The organism is Paenibacillus sp. PastF-3 (assembly GCF_029893135.1).
GTDB lineage: Bacteria > Bacillota > Bacilli > Paenibacillales > Paenibacillaceae > Paenibacillus_AQ > Paenibacillus_AQ nitricinens.
The window spans coordinates 1-26,298 of sequence record NZ_JARXWM010000016.1; the positions used below are offsets into that span (position 1 = coordinate 1).

Genomic DNA, 26,298 nt, shown 5'->3' on the forward strand with positions numbered 1-26,298 from the left:
CCAGCGTTCGTCCTGAGCCAGGATCAAACTCTCCAATTAGTATTGAAAAGAGCGATATGCTCATTTTGAAACATCTGACGAGAAAATTAATTCTCACGATGAAATTTCAAAAGCGTAAAATACGCTGTGAAACTCATCAGTTTTGGATTTCACTTTCGTGATTTCCTACTCACTCGTTGTTCAGTTTTCAAAGATCAAGTTCTCGTTGGCGCCTTTTAATGTCTCAGCAGCAACTCTTATAATATATCATGTTGTTCTCAGTAATGCAAGCTTTATTTTTCGAAAGCCGTTTATATCACTCTCTCAAACATTGCCTGTACGCTTTCCAACAACGCTTAACTATAATAACCTATCTATTCATAGAAAAGCAACCCCTAATAGAAAAATAAACAACTAGCTTAATAATTAAGCTGGTTGTTTATTTAATAGAGTTATGATTCTAGCGATGCAAATTAATAGTATTTTGCTGCAGTATACTTACTTGAAGCCTTAATAAAATCTGCATTCTTCTTACTCTTCGCTGCCGATGCATCTACCGTAGTATCAATAGTAACCCATTTCCCATCCATCAGTACTTCATTCCATGCATGATATTGGGTAACGTAGCTAGTATTCCCCATCACCAACTTAGCAGGCACATCTACACTACGCAGCATTGCGGCAAAAAGAGAAGCATAGTCATAGCAGATTCCTTTTTTAGTATTCAAAGTGTTGTTAATGTTCGGAATATAATCTGTTGTTACGTTATTAGCAAGAGAATAATCGTATTGTACATTAGCAACTACATAGTTATAGATTGCCTTAACTTTTTCTTCATCTGTTGTTTTGCCTTTTGTAAGCTCTTTTGCCTTAAGGATCGCTTTATCAGAAGAACTCCATTTCACATTCTGTACGGAGCCCAAATATACGGAATTCGAGTCACTCATGGTTACATCTACTACTTCGGAATATAACGATTTGTATTTATTTCCTGTTGTGTTCTCAAGAACAGAAACCTTATAAGTACCATTACCTTGTTGTAAAGGGAAGTCCTCAGCTTGTCCAGAAGCATATAAGTTATATGTATAGCTGCTGTTGTCTTTAGTGATCATGAGTTTGATTCTTTTATCTTTCGGAATATCATAGTTAATCCCAATAACACCTTGAGCCACTTTTGATGTAATCAACCAGCTCGCATCTACACTTGCGGCTTGAGCTGTGCTTACCGGAACCGCAGTAATTAGTACGAACAGCGCCATCATCATAAAATAAACCTTTTTCACGGATAAAACCCCTTTCGGTAGCTGGCTGCCATCCTTTCGGGAAGGCCCTTTAGCTTTGCGTCCCTACCTTTCGATAGGTTTGCCGTTATCGTATAAGCTCTATCTGTTCTAATTTCACTAGACAAATTAACAGAATCAGTCCTAGTAGAAATATGAATCTAAGATTCTTATATATTTTATAAAAACAAAAAAAGCCTCTTCATTCGGTAACTGGCTGCCATCCTTTCGGGAAGGCCCTTTAGCTTTGCGTCCCTACCTTTCGATAGGTTTGCCGTTTATCGTGTTTAGCTTTTATAGTCTTATACTACCATATTTATCCTCGTAAACAAGAACAAAATTGCTAGATTTACTATTATTTTATAGTTATTTCTCTGTATTTGAGTTCTCTTGTTATTTCTCGTCAACGATTAGGAAAGCTTGGCATGAACAATCAAACGATGTGTAGGATCTACTAGTGGGTCACACGTAATTAGGGTAAGAATTTTATCTTTGTTATTCCCGTCTAGAACAGACACATCACTAGGAAGTACAACAGAAATATCATAAACCTCGTAATTATAAGTCTGATCGCTAGTTTTTACCGAAATCGTATCCCCAATCACAACCTCATTCAATCGGTTAAACAATCTGCCCGTAGTTCTAGCTCTATGCGCAGCTATTGCAGCGTTCCCTATTTCTCCTAATGGAGTTGTTTCTTTCATATGGGCCGCAGCATGCTTCATATTCGCTTTAGTAGCCCCTTCTAATACAGGCAGCTTCAGATCGATCTTATCGATCTCAATTAATGCGATGACTTTGCCACCCACTTCAATTTCCGGTTCCGGCTTTTCTGTTTCTTGCGGCTGTGCTTGTGCATCTAGAACGGATTCCTCCGCTAGTAGCTGAGTGACCTCGGCATATCTGCTCTTCAGATCAGGTGGTGGAGTGCTTTCAGTGGTGCTGAGTTCAGCTGATTCTAATAGCTTATCCTGCTGCCAGTCGTTATACCATTCGTTAGCTTTTGGATAGAGCATGATAAGGATCCCAGCCAGTATGAGCACGTACGAGAATTTACGCATGATTGTCACCTCCGTGTATTGATTCTCTTGATTTTAGAATACCCATTTACGACTTCCGAAGAAATTAATGATCACCGTAACAAAGGTTACTAATACCTTGGAGATCAACACTTGAATGCCTAACTTGTCAGTCAACAGATGCATTAATAGCAGCGATATCCCTAAGACCACCAGATTCAGCATGATAAACTTCAACAACTGTACCTTATCAAAACCTTCTTTTTTGCCACGATCGCGATCCCGAAAGGTTACTTTTTTATTCAAAATAAAGCTATTCGCTGTCCCTGCACTATAAGAAATCACCTGTGCCAATGCATATACCATCCCAAGTGAGTTCAGTAATGTGAAGATTACGAAATCAATGAGGGTATTTACCAGACCTATAGCATTAAATTTGAGAAACTGTATGAAAGCAGTCCGCAAGTTCTTATCTGACATCATTGTAATCCTTCCGGCGATCCACTTCTTCTTCGTTACGATATCCTATGGTCTCACTGACAATATACAATGGTCTATCCTTAGACTCGTCATAAATCCGTCCAATATACTCACCGATTACACCTAGCAGCATCAGAACGATACCGTTAAAGAGCAAATTGACGCCTACAATGGAAGCCCAACCCGGAACCGTCCATGAGGTGAAAAAGATTCTTTGAAACAATACGAAGAATAAATAGAGAAAGCTGGAGAAGGAAAGAAAGAATCCGACATACGTAGCAATCTTAAGTGGCTTATGCGAAAAAGAAGTGATCCCATCCAGCGCAAAGCGAATCATTTTCTTAAGAGGATACTTAGTTTCTCCTGCAAATCGTTCTTCCCGCTCATATTCCACCATCGTCTGCTTGAAGCCGACCCAGCTCACTAAACCTCTGACATACCGATTTTTTTCCTTGAGACCCCGCAAGACATCACATACCTTACGATCAATAAGACGGAAATCACCTGTGTCCGTAGGAATGTCTACACTTGTCATGCTGCTGAGCAACCGATAAAAGATCTTAGCCGTTACTTTTTTGAACATCGTTTCTCCACGGCGCTTCAGCCGCTTCGCGTACACAACGTCATAGCCCTCTTTCCACTTCTCGATCATTTGCAAAATGACCTCCGGTGGATCTTGAAGGTCAGCGTCAATAACAACAACCGCTTGACCTTCGGCATAGTCCATGCCAGCTGTAATCGCTACCTGATGTCCGAAATTACGCGAGAAGTCAATTAGCTTGACGCATTCATCCCGATCACTGATCTCCCGAATCATCTGGGCCGAACGATCACGACTTCCGTCATTAACGAAGACTAGCTCATAAGTATCGCCGCATTCGTCCATTACTTTTTTCAAACGTTCATAAGTAACGCTAATTACTTGCTCCTCATTGAACATGGGTACAATTACACTATATCTGGCTTTCACCTTTATTCCTCCTAAAAGCTTTATGGAGCGTTACAACTTTCTATTCCTCATAATAACGCTGTAAGCATAAACTTATTGTTATAGATATTTTGAAAAAATCTTAGAAAACCCAAGATGGGAACCAACGCAGCATATCCTTCACATAATCTCCGCTTACCTGCATCCCTGATAGGACTGGGTAGAAGGCGACAAAGAGCAGCAAAGCAACAGCCACATAGATATAACTAACATAACGAGCCTCAGGATACTTACTATCTAACAACTTCATTATATATACAATACCAAGAATCATAAAAGGCACCATAGCAAAATAATGGTAGATAAAGGTTTCCCTTGGGACAAGCATCCACGGAACATATTGTGAGAAAAATGCGATCCAGATCATATAAAGGTTCTTATCCTTGCGTTTCAGTGTAATCCACAGCGTTGCCAGCATTGCGAATATACCCGTCCACCAGATAAGCGGATTCCCCATAGTCACTATACTGCTGACCTGACCTTGCGGCAATCCTTCACTGCCACTGAAGAACCAGACGGGTCTCTTCATAAACGGCCATTGCCACCAGGAGGACGCAAAAGGATGTGTAGCTACAAGCTGACTGTGATAGTTGTACATGTTCTTTTGAGAATCAATCAAGCCTTTTATAGTAAAGCCCTCTGCGGAAGCAGATAAACCCGGAACAAAAGATAAACTATAAATAATGACCGGTATGATTACGAAGAATGCAATACAGCTAGCTAGTGTAATAATGGTATTCTTCCAGAATGAATTTACGGCTTCGCGACAAGTGCCTAGCAGTTCCTTGTCTTTGATCTTCCCTTCCGCGAGCAACCGTCCCGATGCTTGGTATTCTCTGTAGCGCTCGAAGAGCGAAATCGCTAGCATAATGGCCAGCCCAGCTCCTCCGTACAGTACAATCCATTTGGAGGCTACACCAATTCCGAAAAATAGACCGGACCAGAATAACGGAATTAGCGTTTTTCTTAAGGGCTGCCTGAAGAAATTCATAGTGTAATATCGCTGCATGAAATAAAACATTAACATGATGAAGAATACTCCGTATACATCGATCGTAGAGATTCTTGTTTGTGTGAAATGCATAAAATCCAGTGCGAACAATCCAGCTGCAAGTGCTGCATATTTGCTCTTTTTAAAGAGACGTAGTGCCATTACATAAATGAGAGGCAGCATGGCAATCCCGAACAATGTTCCGATAATACGCCAGCCGAAAGGATTGACTCCGAACAGTTCCATCCCTACTGCGATCAATAGCTTGCCTAGTGGTGGATGAGTGTTCTCATAAGGCACAATCCCATGTGTATATTCATAAGCTGTCCGTGCATGGTAGATCTCGTCAAAATAAGTGCTATTCATAAAGTTAGAATATTCTGGGATGAGTGACTGCTCGTCAAAAAGATTGGCAGGTTCTCCTCTTTTTACGGCTGCATTAGCATCCGGTGTAACACCGGCTATAGGAAGAGGTACTCTTTCGCCTCCCTGCTCATAGAAGGCCATTTCATTTAAAGTGAACCCTGGAGATGTGACTGTAAACTTCACGTATCTTGCTGCAACATTCAAAGGTTGGCTTTTCCAGATGAAGACATTCCCAACATCCTCGCTCACATCCAGCGAATTGCTCCAAACATCAGGAGATTCACTGAACTCAAGCTTAAACTTACCGGTACCTACACCACCGAATATATTCACTCGTTCCAATTGTTTAGTCTGTCCTAGATCTACATAGAAGCTTTCACCGCTGGCAGCTGGCTCCCACAAGGTCTCTGGAGATTTAGTAGAACCTAAATTATATAAAGCAATTGCCGCGTAAACGGCAGTAATGGCAAGAATACATATCCAATCTATACGCTTAAACTTCATCGCTTAAGTCTCCCTCCCTTCTGGTGCGGTCTTATTTGCTCGACGACTTTAAGGTCTTCCTCATATTTTTCTTCAGGTGTTGGTGGTGCTGGAAGAGGTTTTACTCCTCCACGAACATACACGTCGTAACCGATGTAGAGCATGTATAGCAATAATGACAGGTTAGTGATAGAAGTGACCAAAACGATTCCATCTGCACCTGGATTTACACCTGCATTCAGATGGGTCAACGTATAAGCTACATTGATATACTGCGTTAAGCTGAATCCAAGGAATAAGGATAAAAACCTACGATCCCGACTCGCTATATAAGTGAACATGCATAAAATAATAGCAGGGAACATATAGCGCTCATGCATTTTGGTTCCTAGCACAAAGACCACTACAATGAGCACCATACCGATAAAGTAGGATTTGGATAAATCCAAGCGATCTTTTTTGAAGGAATAAAACGCTGCTACGGCTACTGCCACTAAAATAAATATGAAGCCCCATACACGATAAGTAATGCCCAACCAGGTTAAGTCAAGGGATGACCACATGGGGTCAGTCAGTGCATACAAATTAAATGCATTCACAGAAGAATAGGGATAGGAAGATAAGGTACTCTTATACAGATTAATAATCCCAACTAAACCACCGTTATTCCAGAAAAATGGTGCAGCAAGCAATCCGAATATACCTAATCCATACAAAGCTCCTAATCCAAGCTGCTTCCAAGCACGGTGATGATAAAAAGCAAACATCAATACCGGCGTAAATATTAACGCTTGTGGTTTGATTAATGTTGCTAATGCAAACAATATCGCGGATTGAACAAACTTTTTGTTCGCAGCGCCATGAATACTGAGCAACAGGAAAATCAAAAAGAACGAATCCGCTTGTCCCCACGCTGCTGAGTTAACGAGCACCGCCGGATTAAACAGAAACAACAGCATTAAGCCAAAAGCTATCCCTGTACCCAGTTTTTTGCGAGATATTTGATATATGATGTAACCCAGCACTAAATCAGAAATAATCGCCGGTAGTTTAAATAGTAAATTCTCTCCACCCGAATCATGGACAAAGCCAAATACGCCGCGAATAAGACTAAGCAGGTACAAAATGTACAAATAACCTGGTGGATAATCGGCAAAATACCCTTCCTCATAAAACTTGCCTGGACCTAAATCAACCATACGCTGTCCCCAAGCTATAAAGGTATTCATGTCATTCTGATAGCCTTGTGCCGTCAGACCCATCCAAACCCTTAGGATAAAAGCAACTCCGATGGCAATACTTAACCATTTGGAATAGACATTCTCTGGTTGCTTCATTAGCTTCTCACTGCGGAATGCTTTTGTATAAAGCACTGCAAAAAACACACTGAACAGTGCTGAGATCAACAGCATCTTAGTTGGAGATACTTTATGTGGGGTATCCGCTTTTTTGCCACCCGCATCCTGATTAACTGCTGCACTATCCAGTGAGATGACATTAGCCCCTTCGGGAGCTGCATCTAATTGTTCTACAGACAAATCATCAAAATAAGCCTTACCTTGAATCAAGCTAGAATAGCCTCCCAAAGCTGCACCTATGCCGAATTCTTTCTGCTTAGGTCCTGTCTGACCTATGTATTCAAGATACTGCCACTCTCCTGCTGTATCCGTTACGCTGGGATAACCCCCACCTACTCCAACGGCAAGGATATTGGCGCCCATTCCCTCGCCTGCGGTACTTACAACTTTGATCCATCCAGAAATTTTATAATAACTGTCCGGCGTTGCCTTAATCGTCTGCACCCATTTCACATGATTGGGCTCGATATTCTCAATGACTGCCGCTTTACTACCGGAGTGGACCTCGTCCGATTGGATTGAAAGTATGCCAGAGTTGTCTCCAGAAATCCACATATCCTTAGTCCAGTTAGAAGGAGCATCCTCTCCCCCCTCCTCAAATCCAGGGTTCTGCAATAGATTTCCATCTGCATAAATGCTTGTTACAGGAAGCAAAAACAATAACAGCATCAATACAGTCACTACGGCCGTACGTGTACTCTTGATCATCGTTCCAACCTCACCTCGTCTATGTTAATCCAGCCTTTACCGCCTTTAATAAAAATTTCAGTTTGCTCATTCTGACCGATAGATACCATTGGAAGTATAAGCTCTTGATAGATCTCACTAACAGGTATTTCCGCCTCTGCCCGCACTCCCCCATTAACTCGGACGCCAACTTTTCCTTCTTCTCCTCCGGCACTAACCATTATAGCAAGCTTATATTCTCCGGGTTCTGCTATTCTGATAGATTGTGTAATCGTTTTGTCAAATCCCGGATCAAGATAGGCTAAATAACTTCCATTATAGGGATTATTGGTCGCTACACCCGTACCGGATGAGAAGCTCCAACCTGATATCCCCTCTTCAAATCCCCCATTTGTAAATTCCGAGACTTCCTCTATTACCCCAGTCTTAGCGGTCAGAACAGTATAGTTGGCAAAGCGTTTAACTGAATAATTATCGCTTTCAGCAGGAATGGGATCACCATTCCAAAAGATATATGTCGCTGCCTCTCCCGGAGCTATGCTTGAATTTCCAAATTTATATCTTCCAAAGGAAGATACCTGCTGAAATGCACCTCCAGGATTAGAATAATTAACCGTTGCTAAGAAATCATGGGGATTGATCTGCTCATAAAAAAGGACATAAATATAGGGCATGTTAACTTTGTCTGTTACGTAAATGTCCCCGTCACTCTCTTCAGAAGCATATTGAATAGCCTCACCGAAAGATTCAAAGAAAGCTGGTCCAATCTCTTTAGGATAATCACGGAAATAAACTGTCGTGAATAGAACAAAAAATAAGCTAAAGGCTACAGCCGACAGAATTCCTAATACTTTTACTTTCTTGCTTAACCACATAAACCCTGCAACAATCAGCAAAATGATAGGATAGAAAATCACATTCATCCGATTAATATTCACGTTCGTAACAAAGGTCATCAATACCGAAACAAACAACCATAGTAAAACAACGACCCATCCCGTTCTCTCACGACCACGGCTTCGTAATGTTGTGAACATCAATACAAGTCCTATAAGAACAAAAGGTAACGCAATAGGATACGCGTATCCATAAGGTGAAATTGAATTCCAAGGTAAACCATCCGATCCGCTAATCAATATCTTCATAAATTCCCGGAAATTGCTTGATATTGTATGTAAGAGTTGACCTCCAAATATCGATGTTACTTGTTCCACACGCGGCGTCGTCAATCTCGGAATGGAGAACAAGGGAGTCGAAATCCCTTCTAACGACAATCGATTAATCATAATAAATAGGAAGATTGGGAGCGCCATTAATATAAACAGAACACCGTTCCATAGAATAGTCCGAAGCTTTAGTGCTCTTGTATAGAATAGAAGAATTCCAGTACCTAAAGCAAATATCGGGACAAAAAAATAGGAGGTTCCATAAGCATAAAGTGAAAGGGCAAGCATGATTGTAAAGCCATAAGACCATTTTGGAGTTCGAAATGATTTAAGTAACATATAAACGGAGAGCAGAATCAGAGTGGGAAGTAAATTGGATTCCAGTGCCCATCTAGACATCATAATATGCCAAGGATTAATTGCGATAAAAAACATGGCCGCAATACCAGCAGTTCTGGAAGTAAATAGCTCTTTGGAAAGAAGATAGAATACGAGCATACCCAGTAGACCCATGATTAAGCTAACAGCACGTACAGACATTGGAGTGAGTCCGAACAATAATATGAAAGGTAAAGATAAGTAAGCATAAAGTGCATTCTGTCCGCTTCCCCAAGCAATGAGATGAATAGGTAAATGAATACCATTGCGGTCTATTCCATAATGAAGAATAGCGTAAGCATCATAACCTATAGATGCCTCATCCTGATTCAAGCCACCTGGAATAGAACCAAAGTAAAGAATACGAACTACAGCCCCTAACAAAAACAATAAGAGAGGCCAAGGATTGTTCTTAAAATAAGAATACCAATTGCTAAATCTTGTGGACAACATTCATCACCTCTTCAACAATATAATCTAAATATTGGATGATGGAAAGGCAGAACCTACAACAAGTTGAACAGAAGAATACATAATCGAAAATAAAAAAACGGCCCCTTCAGTAATGAAGGAGCCCGAGATGAATTTTAGAAATACTATATATATATTAGCCTTCGCTACCAAGGAATACATAACGGAGAACGATCAGAATCGCAAGTACCCACATCATCCAGTGAATATCGTATTTCTTCTTACCCGCAAGGTTAGCTACAGAAGCAAGAATTACATAAGTTACGATACCGAAGGAAATACCGTTAGCGATATTATAAGTGAACGGCATGATAACAAGCGTAAGGAATGCTGGAATCGCAACAACCATATCTTGAAAATCAATTTGACGAATTGATTGTGCCATCAGCACACCTACGACGATCAATGCTGCGGCTGTAGCAGATCCAGGAATAAGAGCAACCACCGGAGCAAGGAACAATGCAAGCAAGAAACATACGCCAGTTGTTACAGCCGTAAGACCTGTACGTCCACCTTCAGCAACACCTGCCGCGCTTTCTACAAAAGCAGTAGTAGTCGAAGTACCCAGTGCCGCACCACCTGCTACAGCAACTGCATCGACAAACATTGCATTACCTACACGTCTATTACCTTCTTCAGGGTTATCCATAATACCTGCACGTTGAGCTGTACCTACAAGTGTACCAAATGTATCAAACAGCTCTACAAATGTGAAGGTTGCAATCGCCGAAACAATACCTGTGTGCAGGATACCATCCCAGTCAAATTGGAAGAAGTTCAATTGTGTGAAGTCAGGAACCCAAGGCGTTGCCGGACTGGACAATGCGCTGAAATCAACTACGCCCATCAACATACCAGCGACAGTTGTTCCCAAGATACCGAATAAAATTGCACCTTTAACGTTCAATACCATCAGGATAGAGATTAGAAGAAGTCCGATAATTACCAATTGTACATTGGAATTCTCTAGGCTACCCATGTGAATGATAGTTTCAAAGGAAAGGACATCTGTGAAAGTGTTAGCAGGAATGTCTTTACCAGCTTCAACACCAATCGTCATGAGTCCACTGTTCTTAAGACCAAGGATCGTAATGAACATCCCGATACCCACTGTAATCGCATGTTTCAAGCTGTCAGGAATTGCAGTTAGTAAGATCTGTCGCACTCGAGTTACAGTCAGCAAGATAAAGATCAAACCGGAAATAAATACGGCTGTCAGACCCATTTGCCAAGTGAATGGATGCTCTGATGTGGCGGAAGATAGAATTACGGAAGCAAAATATGCGTTAAGTCCCATACCAGGTGCCAATGCCACTGGAAAGTTTATGAACACGCCCATTGCGATGGTGAAAATACCTGCTGCCAGCGCAGTCGCTAGAAATACAGAATACCAGCCCATATCAATACGGCCAAATGCTGTTAAAGTACTCGGATTAACCGACAAGATGTAAGCCATTGCCATGAACGTGGTCAAACCCGCCATGATTTCTGTACGAACTGTGGTGCCGTTCTCTTTCAACTTGAAAAACCGATTCAAATTGTTCTCCCCCTAAGGTATGTTGTGTCTGACAGCAACAAAAAGCCGGTATCTGATAGACACCGGCTCGAAAAAAAGAGTAGTACCCGTGACCATAGCCCTAAATCCAGGACCATGTGGGGTTGCTCTGCTCTTCTTAATCGTAGCCAGGTCATTACGGTGACCTCGTAGAAACTTCCAGGCCAATTCCCGGAAATATACGAAAGAATTATGTTGTTGTGCTCTATCATTTTAGGTGGATACCACATAAGTTGTCAATGATAAAAAGCGAACATTTTCGACTTTATTTTTTCCATTGTTCGTAAATCACACATTTCCAAGCTTTTATCTACTGTAAAACCAGCTCTAGTTATGTAGCTTATTAACTATCCAATCACTATTTGCATGGGTATATTTCCCTATAATTCTAGTTATTGATTCTTGGAGTACATATAACTATGCCAAGAATTAGCTAAATGTCCTATTGCTAAACAAACTACTGCAATACTCAAAAAAATAGATTCCCCCCAAATCGCTGCCAATCCGAATGCACATACTGGGAGAACTGCCATCGGGATCGGAATAAAAACTAAAGGGTCCCATAATAATTTAAATTGCTGCCCCTTAACTATATATCGAACCCATAGACCATAATAAACAACGATAAACAAGACGATGAAGGCAGCTATCACACCGAATTTCACATGTTGAAAGTTATCCTTTGAAATTGCAAGAATGCCGATACAACCCAATTGCCCTACTCTCTCCAAAATTGTAAAGACCGGTCCTGCATCTCGAACACCAGCAGGTGCATTCTCAGGTGGAAACTTAATCATTAGCAAACTAGGTGCAAGGATAATTAAGGCCATTAGTGTGCCGAGAAGAGAAAATCCCATGTCAATTTCCCCCTACGATAGATTTTTTCCATTTTATCACTTTCATATTGAGCAGCTATATAGCGTCTATCACATTTTTTCCATAAGAATCTATCGCAAAAAAATCCTATGGGATCAAATTAGCAATGACCTCTAGAGGGTGGTGATGAATTCTGCTGCATACGGGAATCTTGACTTTTTTATCATGATTATTTTCTTATCCTGAGACCAGACCTGCTGATCTCCAGAAAAGAAGCAAAGAATAAGGATAAAGCAGATAAGTTTCCTATATTTTTCACTATCCTTCTTTTATTATAATGGGGCTATCTGATGTAAGGAGGATTTCCATGATGACAGCAAAAAATTTCGTATGTTCCTCAGCAGAACCCATTGTACAGACTAAAGCCGGAAAAATGAGAGGCTTTCAGGTCAACGGCACTTATACCTTTCACGGGATAAAGTACGCAGATGCCAAACGCTTCCAGATGCCTACAGAAGTAGCGCCTTGGGAGGGAATTAAGGATGCACTCGCTTACGGTTATGTGTCTCCCATGTTAACCCAGGATCAGCCCGTCATGGAAGTGCTGGTTCCTCACCGTTACTGGCCTATGGATGAGCATTGTCAGTATCTGAACATCTGGACCCAGAGCCTTGAACCGCAGGCCAAAAAACCTGTTATGGTATGGCTACACGGGGGCGGGTTCGCTGCTGGCTCTTCTATTGAGCAGGTAGCTTATGAAGGAGACAAGCTTAGCGAGTTCGGCGATGTGGTCGTAGTAACCTTAAATCACCGATTGAATATTCTGGGATACATGAACCTGTCTGCTTTTGGAGATAAATACGTCAATTCCGCTAATGCCGGAAATGCCGATATGGTAGCAGCTTTAAAATGGGTTCAGGAAAACATTACAGCTTTCGGCGGCGACCCGGACAATGTAACCATCTACGGACAGTCTGGTGGCGGTATGAAGGTATGGACACTAATGAATACTCCCGCAGCAGACGGTCTGTTCCATAAGGGCGTTATCCAGAGCGGATTAATTGATGGGTTTTTGGACACCCGGAAGACCGATAGCACTGCCATAGTAAAGGCACTGTTAGCAGAGCTTAATATGGGCGTGGCCGAAGTGGAAAAATTGGAAGCGGTTCCTTATCATCAGTTAGCTGCAGCTTATAATAAAGTTGCACCAGCGCTCGCAATGCAAGGGGAATACATTGGCGGCAATCCTATGCCTAATGAATTTTATGTAGGCGATCCTAGAGAGGTGGGCTTCACCGAACATGCGAAGACCATTCCGGTATTGATTGGTAGCGTATTTGGTGAGTTTGCTTTTGGTCCCGGTGTCCCTAACAAGCAGGACGCGACTGAGGAAGCCACCATGGAGATGCTGACTCAAAAGTATGGCAGTCATACGGAAAATCTTGTCGCACAATTTAGGGAATCGTATCCGGATAAATACTTGTCTGACCTGCTATTCTTAGATACCTTCTTCCGTATTCCAACCAAGGACTTTATTGAGAAGAAATCCGTACACGAGGAAGCGCCTACCTACTCCTACTTGTTTGCTTATGAATTTCCTTTTGAGGGCGGCAAGATAGCATGGCACTGCGCTGAGATCCCTTTCGTATTCCATAATACGAAACGTGTTCCTGTGTGCCTCATTCCGGGAGTTTCCGATCGGATGGAGGAACGTATCTGTGGTGCCTGGGTAAGCTTTGCACGCTATGGCAATCCTAACATCCCTTCCCTCCCCCAGTGGCCGGCATGTAAACCGGGAGATGAGGTAACCATGATTTTTGACCGCAACTGTGCAGTAAAGCATAATTTTGACCATGCGTTGATGGATACTTTATTGAAAACGAACCCGAAGCTGCCTTTCCTCCCAAGCAATGAGGACGAAGAGGAAGGATTTATTTTGCATTAATCAATCCCCCATCGAAAAACTCTTTGATTCGGGTCAAAAGAACTCCCTTCTGTCTGCTAAATATCGCAGATAAAAGGGAGTTTTTCTAATCCATTATTATTATTGGTTAGCCTTTAGACATATTTAACTTTAAATTTGAGAACTGCTGTGGGATATAAAATTTATTATACATTAACGGATAATCTGGCTCCGTTGTGTCGTACAGGGTTTCTAGTAGTAAAAAGCACTCGTTCTGCCCCATTAATTTACCTTTCCGATCAGCTAAGTTAACGGTATGCGTATATTTAATTTCAATATTCCCATGGTTAGCATCTACGTAGGCCTTGTTCTCTAGAAAATCCAGCATTCTCTCTTTATTATCAAGATCCAAAGATAACCTCTCTACTGCTTGCATGGACATAAAAGTAAAAGCGTAAGCATGTAGCTCTCCTCCTGCTCTATACAAACGTTCTAAAGCTACAACTGCAGATGAATCTCTTCTTAATACTTGTTTGGTATGTTCCGTTTGCGGGTCCAGCCGATAATGTAAATCTACTTGGTCAAATATGCTTATATGACATTTATGCATGGGGTTGCTCAGTTTCTCTAATTGAATATCCTCTTGTTTATAAGAAGACTCAAGTACAAAGTTTCCCTTACCGCGTACATTTCTAACTAATCCATCATCTTGCAAAAGAACTAAAGCCTGCCGTAAAGTAGCGCGACTAACCCCGAGTTTTTTGGCTAAATCCGGTTCTGAAGGAAGCTGACTACCTACGAGGTATTCTCCTTTGTTAATCTGAAGAAGAAGCTCATCATATACATTGATATAAAGCGGCCGTTTCAATTTATCTAGTTTATGTGTGTTCATTCATCTGATGTCCTTTTCTCCCCATTATGACACATCGTTTTTCAAGCGACAAGGAATGTCATTCTCTGCTTCAATCACAACGTAAAAACCTCCAAACAGAAACTTTGGAGGTTTTTACGTGATATCAATTATTTAAGAAATGGCAAGAAAGACTCACCGTTGTCTGGCATATCAACATCAAAGTTATCTGCTATAGTCGCACCGATATCAGCAAAGGTATCATGCTCAGGTAATGCGCTATTGTCCTTTAATTGCTTGGAATACACTAGGACAGGAATAAACTCACGAGTATGGTCTGTACCAGGGAAGGTCGGGTCATTTCCATGGTCAGCCGTAATGATTAACAAATCATCTTCTCGGATGGAATCGAATACCTCATCTAATCGTTTATCGAATGCCTCTAATGCTCTTCCGTAGCCTTCCGGATCACGACGATGACCGTATAAAGCATCGAAATCAACTAAATTCAAAAAGCTCATTCCAGTGAAGTCTTTCTTAATTACATCAAGCAGTTTATCCATACCATCCATATTGTCTTTTGTACGAATGGATTCTGTAACGCCTTCACCATCGAAAATATCATTGATTTTACCAATGGCGATGACATCATAACCTCCGTCTTGCAAGCTATTCATAACGGTTTTATGAAATGGCTTTAAGGCATAGTCATGACGATTAGAGGTTCTCGTAAATTTCCCAGGTTCGCCTAGATAAGGTCTAGCGATGATACGACCAATTAAATAGGCAGGGTCTTTAGTAATTTCCCGAACCTTTTCGCAAATATCATATAACTCTTCTAAAGGAATGATTTCTTCATGAGCTGCAATTTGGAGAACCGGGTCAGCAGAAGTATAGACGATCAGATCCCCTGTTTTCATTTGATGTTCGCCATATTCATCAAGAATAGCCGTTCCACTTGCAGGCTTATTCGCTACTACTTTTCGGCCAGCAATGTCCTCAATCTGTTTAATTAATTCGTCCGGAAATCCATTTGGATATACATTAAAGGGTTGATCAATATTTAAACCCATGATTTCCCAATGACCTGTCATTGTATCTTTCCCGACTGATTTTTCCTGTAGTTTAGTATAATAAGCAAGTGGTTTCTCAGCTTTCGGAACTCCCAAAATTTCTTCAATATTAGATAGACCTAATTTGGCTAGGTTCGGCAGATTTAATCCGTTCATATGTTCTGCAATATGTAGTAGGGTATGGGAACCCACATCGTTAAATTGATCCGCATCTTTTCCTTCTCCAATGCCTACTGAATCCATGACGATCAAATGTACACGTTTAAATTTCTTCATTTTTACGCTCATCCTTTATCTAGTAGTATGACCCTCTGATTTCCGACCTAACAAAACCCCAAATAAAATCATTGCTAAAGCTGAAGTGAAGGAGGTCATTTATGCTAATTCTAATGCGATCTCCATCATTTTAGTAAATGCAGTTTGGCGTTCCTCCGGAGTGGTCTTTGCTCCTGTAATAAGATGATCACTCACTGTTAGAATACACAGCGCATTTACACGTGCTTGGATAGCGTTCCAATAGAGGGCTACAGATTCCATTTCAACGGCCAAAATCCCTACATCTTGCCACTTTTTATTAGCTGCCTGATCCGCGTTATAAAATATTTCACTAGATAAAATATTACCGATATGAACCTTTTGTCCTTGATTATCCGCTATTTTCTTCGCTTTCTCCAATAGCTCATAGGAAGCCGTCAACGGATATTGTCCAGGTAAATTAAATTGATGACCGTAATTGGAGTCCGTTGCAGCTCCCATACCGAAAATCACATCGTATAATTCAATGTTTTCTTGCATGGCTCCACAGGTACCAATTCTGATTAAATTCTTAACTCCAAATACATTGATTAATTCCCAAGAATAAATCCCCATGCTCGCTGGACCCATTCCCGTACCCATTACAGAGACTTTCTTGCCTTTATACGTCCCGGTATATCCTAACATGCCTCTTACCTCGTTAAAGCACTGGTAATCTTCTAAAAAGGTTTCCGCTATAAATTTTGCTCTTAAAGGGTCTCCAGGCAACAGAATCGATTCAGCGATCTCTACTCCGTTTGGTTTAATATGAGGTGTTTCTTTGGTAGTAGTCATCATTTTGATTGGCTCCTTTAGTAGAAAATGTATTTATTTATCTTGTCTATTTTTTAGACAAGTACAATTTATCATAACTTTTCGACGGTTGCAAGCCCTTTCAATTAAACGTATTCATGAAGGATTTGTGAAAAACGAACGGTGTCTCCATAACAATTATTAACTTGGAAAATAAAAAAACTCCCTTTATTTGCTAATCTCGCAAATAAAAGAGAGTTTTTTTTGAAATCTATTGTTGCTCCGATCCTATTCCCACTCAATCGTTGCAGGTGGTTTCGAAGTTACATCGTATACGATACGGTTTACGTTCTCTACTTCGTTGACGATACGTACAGAGATTTTCTCAAGCACATCCCACGGAATACGTGCCCAGTCCGCAGTCATACCATCGATGGAAGTTACTGCACGAATGCCCACAGTGTAAGAATACGTACGAGCATCACCCATAACCCCCACACTCTTCATGTTCGGCAATGCAGTGAAGTACTGCCAAATTTCACGGTCTAAACCTGCTTTGGCAATTTCCTCACGTAAAATGAAATCAGAGTCACGCACAATAGTAAGCTTCTCCTCTGTCACTTCACCTAGTACACGGATAGCAAGTCCCGGACCTGGGAAAGGCTGACGCCAAACAATAGCACGCGGCATTCCTAGCTCTTCACCCAATTTACGAACCTCATCCTTGAATAAGGTATTCAATGGCTCGATCAAGCTGAATTTCATATCTTCCGGCAAACCGCCTACATTGTGATGGGATTTAATGGTTTGAGCTGTAGCCGTTCCGCTCTCAACGATATCCGTATATAACGTACCTTGTGCCAGGAATGCGAAATCTCCGAGCTTGGCCGATTCTTCGTCAAAGCAGTAAATGAACTCATTACCAATGATTTTACGCTTTTGTTCTGGATCTTCAACGCCTGCAAGCTTGCTCATGAAGCGCTCGCGTGCATCGATTTTCACAACATGAATATCGAATTTACCGACGAAGGTCTCCATAACACTTTCCGCTTCACCTTTGCGCAGAAGGCCATGATCAATAAACATACAAGTCAATTGGTCACCGATTGCACGGTGAATAAGCATTGCAACTACGGATGAATCTACGCCACCGCTAAGTGCGCAGAGTACTTTTTTATCTCCGACTTGGTTACGGATATCTTGAATGGCTTCATCGATAAATGATTCCATTGTCCATTTTCCGTCGCAACCACAAACTTCGTACAAGAAGTTCGAGATCATCTCATTACCATGTACAGAGTGACGCACTTCTGGGTGGAATTGAACGGCGAACAATTTGCGCTCGTCATTGCTCATTGCCGCGATTGGCGCACTTTCAGTTCCTGCATCCAGCTTGAAGCCTGTTGGAAGTTCAACTACATGGTCTCCGTGGCTCATCCATACCGTCTGACGGCTCTCTAGCCCAGCAACTAATGCAGTACCTTCTTCAAAATCAATATCGGCTTTACCATATTCACGTTTAGCGGAGCGTTCCACTTTACCGTCAAGTTGGTGAGCCATTAGCTGCATACCATAGCAAATACCGAAGATAGGTACTCCTAAATCATAGATCGCTGGATCTACATGTGGAGCATCTTCAGCATATACACTGCTAGGGCCACCAGAGAAGACAATCCCTTTAGGTGCAAGTGCTTTGATCTTGTCTACTGGCGTATTGTACGGCAAAAGTTCGCTGTATACTCCCAGGTCCCGAATTCTGCGCGCGATAAGTTGGTTGTATTGTCCCCCAAAATCGAGAACGACGATAATTTCATTTGGCTTATTCATTACGAGCCTCCCTTGATTATTGGATTCATTATACTCATGGTTAATTCTCATCGTCAAGGAAAGGGGAACACACTTCTCATAATTGGAGAGCGCTGAACTTTATGAAGCACAATCCTTTCCATGGAAGGAATTGTATTGCAGTAACAGCTGTTCTGACCGATTAAGTTAGCCGGAAGGTGATGATCAGGCATTCACGTATAAACGCGGACGCATCATGAGTAGTAAGCTCGCTGATCTCTGCAGGTGATGCTGGCGCCGCAGACATTGCAGGGATTGCAGGGATCGCAGATATCATAGACCTTGCTGACATTTTAGAAGTTGCTGACATTGTAGGCATTTCGTTCGCGGGATCGGCCGCGACGAAGGCTGGAGCCGCGGGCGCGTACGCCAGGGTCTCCCACTGGCGTACGAACTGCCGGACGGCTTCGCTTAGTCCGGCATCGTAAATCTGCAGGGAGTCCACATACTCCCTGCCAGTGACACCGGGCGGCGGCGGTCCATACCGCTCCGCCAGCCCGTGCCAAGCTAGAGAGGCAGCTCGCAGCTGCCTCTCGCGGCTCATGCTGCTAGTGCTGCGCGCGGCCAGCAGCAGAGCCAGGCTACGCCGCCAGCGCCAAGCGGCGGCGGGAAGCAGCGCCGCGGCAGCGAGCGGCGCGGCGGAGGTCCCGCCCGCCAGCGGCAGGGCGGGCAGGCCCGCACTTCGCGCAGCTTGCGGCGCGAGTGAGGCTGCCGCAGGCAGCGCCGGCGCGGCGAAGCCTGCGGCAAGAGCGGGGCCAGGCGTTGGGTCGAATGGGACCCAACCGGCGCCGGCGAAATAGACCTCCACCCAAGCATGGGCATCGCCCTGGGTGACTAAATACTTCGCCGGCATAGCATCGTCCTGCAAGGTCCCCGGCCCAAAGCCTTGGACATAGCGAGCTGGAATCCCCGCACTGCGCAGCAGAATGGTCATAGCTGTTGCAAAATGTACACAGTAGCCCTGCTTTGTCTCAAATAAAAAGTGATCCACAAAATCAGATCCGGCTGGCGGAACCGTTGTGTTCAACGTATAGGAATACCCACTCTGTAAGTAATCCTTAATGGACGTTACAGCGTCATAGCGATTACCAGAAGCTGTAAGCTTCTCCGCCAGATCTCTCACTCGAGCAGGTAACAAATCTGGCAATTGCAAATACTTGCCCTTAATTTCCTGTGGATCGTCACTATTTATACCACGAAGTATCACAGGGTCACTCTCAGGAAGTAAAGACTTCACTGTATACTCTGTAATTCGTGCAGATCCTATCGAATCCGGCAGACGAAAACTCTCCCTGTCCATATTAGCCAGAACATATCCCAGTCTACTGCCGTTCGATAGACCCACCGACTCAACATCAATTATTATTCCCGCATTGAATAAAGGAATTCCCCCAGAGGAAGGCGCAACAAATTGAATCTGCTGCTGAAGTACTCGTTTGCTCTTATCATCGCTTAGCGCCGAGGGAGGATTCTTTGCAAGGCCAGACAGATTAAGCGGCATAAACTCTTCGCCCCCCCTAATCCATCGGCGGCCATCATAGTAAGCAATACTCTCACCTCGCCAGTATGTACGCTCGCTAGTAATAGCGGTAAAGACAGGTTCAGTATTGCGGGATAACGGGGCACCGAGTTCACCGTCATTCGAACTATACCCTGTTGTTCCTGAAGCACTAGACGCCTTATCTTCTGGCAAATGCCCTGAAGCCCAAGTCTGCAAATTCTGAAATGCCGATTGCAGCGTAAGCTCGCTCGTTGGTCTTGCCCCCAATAGCTGCCCACCGAACCAAGCTGTTACCATCACGACAATGGCTGCCGCCAAAGTCAGCCCTCCCCAACGCGCATAAGGCAGTGTGGTAACTCCCTCACGTTCTCGAAGACGCAGGAGGCCACTCATCGCATGCATCCAAAAGATAAGACCCATTGATATCACAATATCCATTGTGGTATTGACTTCGAAGCCCATATCCAAGACCAGCAAGTAAATGATTGTAACTGCTGTGAATAGCACTGTACTCCCCCGGAAGAGTGCAAGCTGCTGTACTGAGGATACCAATAGCCCCCAACCAACAATCAATATCAAAAGCCTGCTGATCTCGCTTAACTGAGAGACATGTCCAGAGAGAAGCAGAATGAGATCATTCGGAATTTCGTCCGCATAAATCCTTAGCCACCCTATACCTTCGCCTCCACTGCATAAGTAAAACCACGCTGAAACAGTAATAAGAAATTGAATACTTAGCAGTAGCCACCCCGGAATCTGAAATATCCCCCATAACAGCAACACTGCCGCCAATACCATTAGAACTTGTAGCATCTTGGAGGTATCTTCTAATAAAGCAGACCTATATAAAGGGAGTAACCATTCAATAAATAGCCCCATAATGGCCAAAGAGAACAGCAAACGATAGTACAGAGGCACTTTTCTCTGCTTACCGGCATGTCTGTTCTCTATTTGCCCCAAATTGAACTGAAAGCCATTCATAGCCAGCTCTGTATCACCCGATTTTCCCTTACCGTAGTGTTGGTTTTCCGGATGATTCATGGAACTCTACCTCCCTGAATCTGAATGCTGGCAATGCATCATCCAGACAAAACATTCGTGCTCCAAGACGAGCTAAACTATCTCCGACAGTTCCCCTTACAGGCTGGCGAGCCTCCCCTGGCTTCGGTGCTGATTGGTCCCAAGCATAATAAAGCTCCACCTTCACACCTTGCATCAAGAACTTGGCAATCACCTTGGCAGATTCCTCTTCTAGTCGTCCCGTAATAATGGCTACTGTCATCCCCGGAATCCAGCCTCGGGAAGCATCATCAAGCAGCAGCGACAGGTTTCTAGTGCCGTCCAGGGAAATTTCAGTTAGAATATCCAGTACTCTCCCTGGGATTTTGCCCAGACCTTCATGTCTAGCCATCCCTTCTGGCCAACCGCCGCTAAACAACTGAACATAAGCACCTGAACGCTCAGCGGAGAGCATCAGCCCCATCGCTGTCGACACCGCTTTCTCAAATGCCGGAGGTGAATCGTCACGGCTTCCACGAGGTTTAAGCGCATCTGTAGGAACCTCGTAGCTGGGCGGGTCATTAGCCAATACGATACAGGTCATTCTTGCCTTTTCCCGCTCTGGAACTTTGCTCTGCAGCGCTCCCGTTCTTGCACTATTCTTCCAATGAATTCGGCTAAGTGGATCACCTGGCTCATAATCCCTGGATTCCAAAGCCTCATCACTGATGCTTCTTCCCCGTCGGGAATACAAGGTGTCACCCGTCATAAAACCGCTATCGGGTACAGCTCCCCCAAAATATAAAGGCGCTGGCAGCACCTTGAAACTCTGGCCTATATCCGGTTCAGATCTTCCCGTGAACCAACCCGGAAAATCTCCCCAAGTTACTCTACAGCCCAGCAGATGATGATTGCCGCGAGATAAATTTTCAATCGTGTATGTGTATGAAAAAGAACGTTTGAATCCAGGAAATAGCAGCTTCTGATGATGGCTATCACCCCAATAATCGGCAATGGCCATCCAAGGGAGAGGCAACCGAGAAGAGAAGCTCAGCTGTACCTTCACATGAAGTGTATTTCCAGCCATAGGTCTCGCTGGAGTAATCGTGCGAACTAGCTTAATCTTCCGTGGACACGAGAGCTGAAGCATAAGTCCACCGAGCATAATAACTCCAACAACGATCAGGAGAAACAGCAAAGACGGGCCTCCTCGCCAAACATATAAAGCACCTATAATTCCGGCCACAGTTAGCATCCTCAACCATTCCATCAGAGCACTTCGGCTACGCGGATAAGAGAAGCTTTTGACACTTCCGGCATCTTTCTTCAGTTGATCAATTAGTGTTGAAGAGGACAATGGGACACCCATCCTTTGGTCATAGACTTGTTCCCAGCTCAGGAACTTATTACTATCTATTCTTCCCATGAAAAAGGGTGCCCAGACATTTGTTTTTTCTTTTTACTAGACAGCCTCAACTCTTCCTTCAGAATGTTTTTACTCGGCGTTCTACTTCAGTAACGCTTATATTAGTCGGAGGATGGCCTGTTGTCTCCAGCAGTTCTCGTAGCGATACCCAGATCGATCCACCAATCATTTCTACCCTCGCATCGATTGTCTTTTGGCCGTTATCAGGATGGTTTAGAATCAATTGTTTGTTCATTACATCGGCAATAACCGCTTTCCCGTTCCAATCTATTTCTCCGCTTCGGCTATTCACATCCCAGCTAACTTGCCCTCCAAGCCGTTCAATTACAGCACGAAGTGGAACCATATACTGTCCATTTCGCACGGAATATTCCCCGGGATTCAGCTTCGTCTCCAGCTTTCCGACCTCAAGAACCAATGGCTTTCCAGGTGCAAAGAGCTCTGCATTCGGTGTGATATTTGAGGCGACCCAAGCTTCTGAGGGCTTTTTCCGCCCCAAACTAGCAGCTTTGGAAGAGACTCTAAATTGTACCGGTTCTACCGTTTCATCCAATAGGCCAAAGTCGTATCCAGCCGCCTTATAGCGTGCAATAATGTCCGGCAGCGCTTTGACGCTCTCTTGATGACCGCCCCCGTCATGTAACAGCAAAATAACCTGGGAAGACTTCATATCCATTGTGGATTCCTTCAAAATTTCTGAAGCTGGGACGCCTTTCCGTTTAGAATCGCCGCTATCCACCGTCCAATCCATCACCTTATAACCTGCTTGCTTCAATAAATTGAAGTAGGTATTATCAAAATGATCATAGGTTCCGCCTGGGGCGCGGATAAGCTGTGGACGAACCCCTGTAATCCCCTGAACAATCTCTTCAGTCTGTTTAATTTGATTCCAAAATTTCGTGAATCCACTATATAAATCATGGTAATTATGATTATAGGTATGATTGCCAATGGCATGGCCCTGTTCCCATATGGAATCGATGAGCTCAGGATGGCTTTTCGCTTGATTACCAAGGACAAAAAAGGTTGCCTTCACACCTTCCTGATGTAAAATTTCAAGTACATTGAAGGTGTTATCGCTAGGTCCGTCGTCAAATGTAATATAGACTGTTTTTTTAGATTTTTTGGCTGCTGTGATTACAGAACTCGTTGCCGAAACCTTGGATATTTTATCTACCCCATTAGCTTGAGGGAGTTGAGTCACAGTAAGGGCCGCACTTGAAGAGGAGTGCACTTCCGGAGATGCAGAAGCGAGGGGTTCTACTGCAGATGGCAAATCTTGCATCGCCGCTGCGGTAAGCTTATTCTTAACAGATACAGACTCCGCGCTAGCGGGCTGCAAGGATCGGAGCTCCCATGAATTCAAGTTTTTCCCTATACTCCATCCGAGCATAACGATGAATATCACAACCATAACGAGCAATCCGCTTATCAACTTTCGGCGGCTGTGTGCGCTTTTATTACCCTTCATCTTCTCTACCTCCAGCATTCTATTGGCTTAAAAGCCATTTGGTAGATTGTATGAAGACAAGCTGTAAAATAGAATAAGGCAACTGCCTCTTGGAGAGTGACAATCTTATGGAAATGCTGAGTTTTATACAAGAATTATTCACCAAATATGGATATAGCGTATTATTCTTTGGATTACTTCTCGAGTTCGTTGCCCTACCCTTTCCCGGTGAGACCACTATGGCGTTTGCCGGTTTCCTTTCCTACACCGGGAGACTTGATTTCTTTACGCTAATTGTAGTTGCTTTTGCAGGCACCACAGCTGGGATGACCCTCACCTATTTTGTCGGATTAAAAGCCGGTATGCCCTTTATCCAGCGATATGGCAAATGGTTTCTATTCTCACCTACTAAGCTAGAAAAAACACAGAAATGGTTTGAGAAATACGGAAGCTTTCTAATTTTTATCGGTTATTTCATTCCAGGGGTACGGCACTTCACTGGTTATTTTGCTGGTATAATCGCGCTTCCCTTCCGTAAATTCGCCCTATATGCTTATAGTGGAGCCGTATTCTGGGTAGTACTGTTTCTTAGCATCGGAAAGGTGTTTGGTCCACAGTGGATGGGCATCTTCCATTTGTTTGAGTCATATGCGCTTTGGATTATTTCTGGTGGTGCAGGAATAGCAGCTCTTGTGATCATTTACCGCTACCGCAAAAGCATCCACGCCCGTCTTTTCCCTCGCAAAGCTGCCACACAGATTCAGGCGCAGATTAAGAAACCTTCCAAGGGGCGGTGATTTACCGCTCTTTTTAAGCGCGCTGAGTCTCCTTCTTCTTGCTGCGTACAAACGTATACCCTGCCAGCAATATAGCAATCCCAGAAAACCCTGCTCCCTCTGCAAAACCCAGTGTACGAGGATCCACCCATTCTAATAACCAGCCCGCGAGCAGCATAGATAATCCTAGCAGCGTATTTCCCACTGCTGACAGCAGTCCAAAAATAACAGGTTGCATAGTGGACGGCGTCTCTCGCATAACCAGTGTATCCAGACAGGCATTCCCCGTCCCTCCGGCAAAAGATAACAGAATATATAGCAGAAAAGCGATCACAAAATGATTGCTAATACTGATGCTCATCAGCAGTAATCCTTCAATCATGAGCCCAACAATCGCAACAATCAGCAGCCCTTTTGTTACATATCGCCCAGCAAAAAAACTGAGACTAAGCCCGATTCCGAGCGCTGCGTAAAAAGCCCCTACTCCTATATCTCCCGCTTGAAACTCCTGTACTGCATACACACTAATCAGCACATTATCCAGACCATTCAGCATCGGAACAAGCAGCTCATACCCAAAAATAACCTGTAACGTGATACTCCCGCTGATTATAATCCACAGCGCATGCATTTTATTTGTCTTTTGCTGACGGTCCACTTTAGTTTTGATTTTTTCAGGAGAGTCTATCTTTCTCTTATCTTCATTCACCCTATTAGTATTTTGTGGAAGATCAATACCGTAGATTAAGCGCGCTGCGACCAGAAAGGATATTGCATTCATTACGAAGGCTGCCTTTGGGCCGAACCACATCGAAACGATCCCCCCACTCAATGCACCCAATATAAGTACACAGCCACTCATAAGCTGCTCTAGTCCATTAACCGTCAACAAAGAGTTTTTGGTCACCAACAAAGGAATGGAGGATTTACGAACAGGACTGTAGATCGCTTCCCCCGCCGCCAGTAAAAAACTCGCCATATATAACAGCCATAGCTTATCTTCTCCATCTACCCACAAAAAGGTTAGCGCAACCGGAACCCTAAGTACATCCGTAGCGATCATAATGTATTTACGAGGGAATTTGCTGCCAAGTACACCTCCAAGCGGTGCCAGAAACAAATAAGGAAGCAGCCGTACACCTAGCGATATCCCCACAGCCATCCCTGACCCCGTTAATTGCAGCACCAATGCCAGCACGGCAACACTAGTAAAACGATCACCGATGCCATTGATTAGCCCGGCTGTGAACAGACGTGAATATCCCTTTTGAGCTTTAAAAATTGCAATAGCTGTTTGGTGACCCATTATCGTAAACCTCGCTTCATCTATTTATATAAATATCTAATTAGATATTAATCGAATTAATACATTATGACAATGCTTTATCTTCAAGAATTTGCTAAGATGTAG

At 43.3% G+C, this 26,298-nt stretch carries 19 protein-coding genes and 3 riboswitches; of the genes, 2 read left to right on the forward strand and 17 right to left on the reverse strand.

Annotation, left to right across the window (positions count from 1 at the left end):
- Nucleotides 1-452 precede the first annotated feature (452 nt).
- The 9 genes from M2444_RS25295 to M2444_RS25335 all read right to left on the reverse strand — a co-directional run bounded on the left by M2444_RS25295 (nt 453) and on the right by M2444_RS25335 (nt 12,058).
- Nucleotides 453-1,262 carry a transglutaminase-like domain-containing protein gene (locus M2444_RS25295; protein WP_094874830.1) on the reverse strand — a complete coding sequence of 270 codons (810 nt, stop codon included), beginning with the start codon at nt 1,260-1,262 and terminating at the stop codon, nt 453-455.
- A 13-nt stretch (nt 1,263-1,275) separates the two neighbouring features.
- A riboswitch (cyclic di-GMP riboswitch) is annotated at nt 1,276-1,356 on the reverse strand.
- A 108-nt stretch (nt 1,357-1,464) separates the two neighbouring features.
- Nucleotides 1,465-1,545: riboswitch (cyclic di-GMP riboswitch) on the reverse strand.
- A gap of 124 nt (nt 1,546-1,669) precedes the next feature.
- Nucleotides 1,670-2,320, reverse strand: a complete 651-nt coding sequence (locus M2444_RS25300) for a class D sortase (protein ID WP_280788321.1) — start codon at nt 2,318-2,320, stop codon at nt 1,670-1,672.
- Nucleotides 2,321-2,353: 33 nt separating this feature from the next.
- A complete protein-coding gene (locus M2444_RS25305; RefSeq protein WP_280788322.1) occupies nt 2,354-2,761 on the reverse strand; it encodes a GtrA family protein in 408 nt (135 codons plus the stop codon).
- A complete protein-coding gene (locus M2444_RS25310) occupies nt 2,748-3,728 on the reverse strand; it encodes a glycosyltransferase family 2 protein (RefSeq protein WP_094870685.1) in 981 nt (326 codons plus the stop codon). Before M2444_RS25310 ends, M2444_RS25305 begins: the two co-directional genes overlap by 14 nt.
- Nucleotides 3,729-3,828: 100 nt before the next feature.
- Entirely contained in the window at nt 3,829-5,607 is a 1,779-nt protein-coding gene (locus M2444_RS25315; protein ID WP_280788323.1) for a phospholipid carrier-dependent glycosyltransferase, read from the reverse strand.
- Entirely contained in the window at nt 5,604-7,652 is a 2,049-nt protein-coding gene (locus M2444_RS25320; RefSeq protein WP_280788324.1) for a glycosyltransferase 87 family protein, read from the reverse strand. Before M2444_RS25320 ends, M2444_RS25315 begins: the two co-directional genes overlap by 4 nt.
- Nucleotides 7,649-9,628, reverse strand: coding sequence for a glycosyltransferase family 39 protein (locus M2444_RS25325; protein WP_280788325.1), 1,980 nt, complete (start codon nt 9,626-9,628; stop codon nt 7,649-7,651). Before M2444_RS25325 ends, M2444_RS25320 begins: the two co-directional genes overlap by 4 nt.
- A gap of 154 nt (nt 9,629-9,782) precedes the next feature.
- Complete coding sequence (locus M2444_RS25330; protein WP_042184716.1) at nt 9,783-11,183, reverse strand: NCS2 family permease; 1,401 nt, start codon at nt 11,181-11,183, stop codon at nt 9,783-9,785.
- Between the two features lie 123 nt (nt 11,184-11,306).
- Nucleotides 11,307-11,406: riboswitch (purine riboswitch) on the reverse strand.
- A gap of 187 nt (nt 11,407-11,593) precedes the next feature.
- On the reverse strand, nt 11,594-12,058 hold the full coding sequence (locus M2444_RS25335; protein ID WP_280788326.1) for a hypothetical protein: 465 nt from the start codon (nt 12,056-12,058) through the stop codon (nt 11,594-11,596).
- A 326-nt stretch (nt 12,059-12,384) separates the two neighbouring features.
- Here M2444_RS25335 and M2444_RS25340 point away from each other — a divergent pair, with 326 nt between their 5' ends.
- Complete coding sequence (locus tag M2444_RS25340; protein WP_280788327.1) at nt 12,385-13,962, forward strand: carboxylesterase/lipase family protein; 1,578 nt, start codon at nt 12,385-12,387, stop codon at nt 13,960-13,962.
- 106 nt (nt 13,963-14,068) lie between these two features.
- Here the strand turns inward: M2444_RS25340 and M2444_RS25345 are convergent, their stop codons facing one another.
- From M2444_RS25345 to M2444_RS25375, 7 genes are all read right to left on the reverse strand, one after another.
- A complete protein-coding gene (locus M2444_RS25345; protein WP_280788328.1) occupies nt 14,069-14,812 on the reverse strand; it encodes a GntR family transcriptional regulator in 744 nt (247 codons plus the stop codon).
- Nucleotides 14,813-14,940: 128 nt separating this feature from the next.
- On the reverse strand, nt 14,941-16,119 hold the full coding sequence (gene deoB, locus M2444_RS25350; RefSeq protein WP_280788329.1) for a phosphopentomutase: 1,179 nt from the start codon (nt 16,117-16,119) through the stop codon (nt 14,941-14,943).
- Between the two features lie 99 nt (nt 16,120-16,218).
- Nucleotides 16,219-16,935, reverse strand: coding sequence for a purine-nucleoside phosphorylase (deoD, locus tag M2444_RS25355; RefSeq protein WP_280788330.1), 717 nt, complete (start codon nt 16,933-16,935; stop codon nt 16,219-16,221).
- Nucleotides 16,936-17,178: 243 nt separating this feature from the next.
- Entirely contained in the window at nt 17,179-18,717 is a 1,539-nt protein-coding gene (guaA, locus tag M2444_RS25360; protein WP_094877175.1) for a glutamine-hydrolyzing GMP synthase, read from the reverse strand.
- Nucleotides 18,718-18,877: 160 nt separating this feature from the next.
- Nucleotides 18,878-21,277 carry a transglutaminase TgpA family protein gene (locus M2444_RS25365; protein ID WP_280788331.1) on the reverse strand — a complete coding sequence of 800 codons (2,400 nt, stop codon included), beginning with the start codon at nt 21,275-21,277 and terminating at the stop codon, nt 18,878-18,880.
- A complete protein-coding gene (locus tag M2444_RS25370; protein WP_280788332.1) occupies nt 21,246-22,592 on the reverse strand; it encodes a DUF58 domain-containing protein in 1,347 nt (448 codons plus the stop codon). Before M2444_RS25370 ends, M2444_RS25365 begins: the two co-directional genes overlap by 32 nt.
- A gap of 127 nt (nt 22,593-22,719) precedes the next feature.
- A complete protein-coding gene (locus M2444_RS25375) occupies nt 22,720-24,132 on the reverse strand; it encodes a polysaccharide deacetylase family protein (protein WP_280788333.1) in 1,413 nt (470 codons plus the stop codon).
- A gap of 107 nt (nt 24,133-24,239) precedes the next feature.
- Between M2444_RS25375 and M2444_RS25380 the strand changes: the two genes are divergently transcribed.
- Nucleotides 24,240-24,908 carry a DedA family protein gene (locus tag M2444_RS25380; protein ID WP_280788334.1) on the forward strand — a complete coding sequence of 223 codons (669 nt, stop codon included), beginning with the start codon at nt 24,240-24,242 and terminating at the stop codon, nt 24,906-24,908.
- A gap of 13 nt (nt 24,909-24,921) precedes the next feature.
- Here the strand turns inward: M2444_RS25380 and M2444_RS25385 are convergent, their stop codons facing one another.
- Nucleotides 24,922-26,193 (reverse strand): MFS transporter, encoded by a 1,272-nt coding sequence (locus tag M2444_RS25385; protein ID WP_280788335.1) that lies wholly within the window; start codon nt 26,191-26,193, stop codon nt 24,922-24,924.
- Between the last annotated feature and the right edge of the window lie 105 nt (nt 26,194-26,298).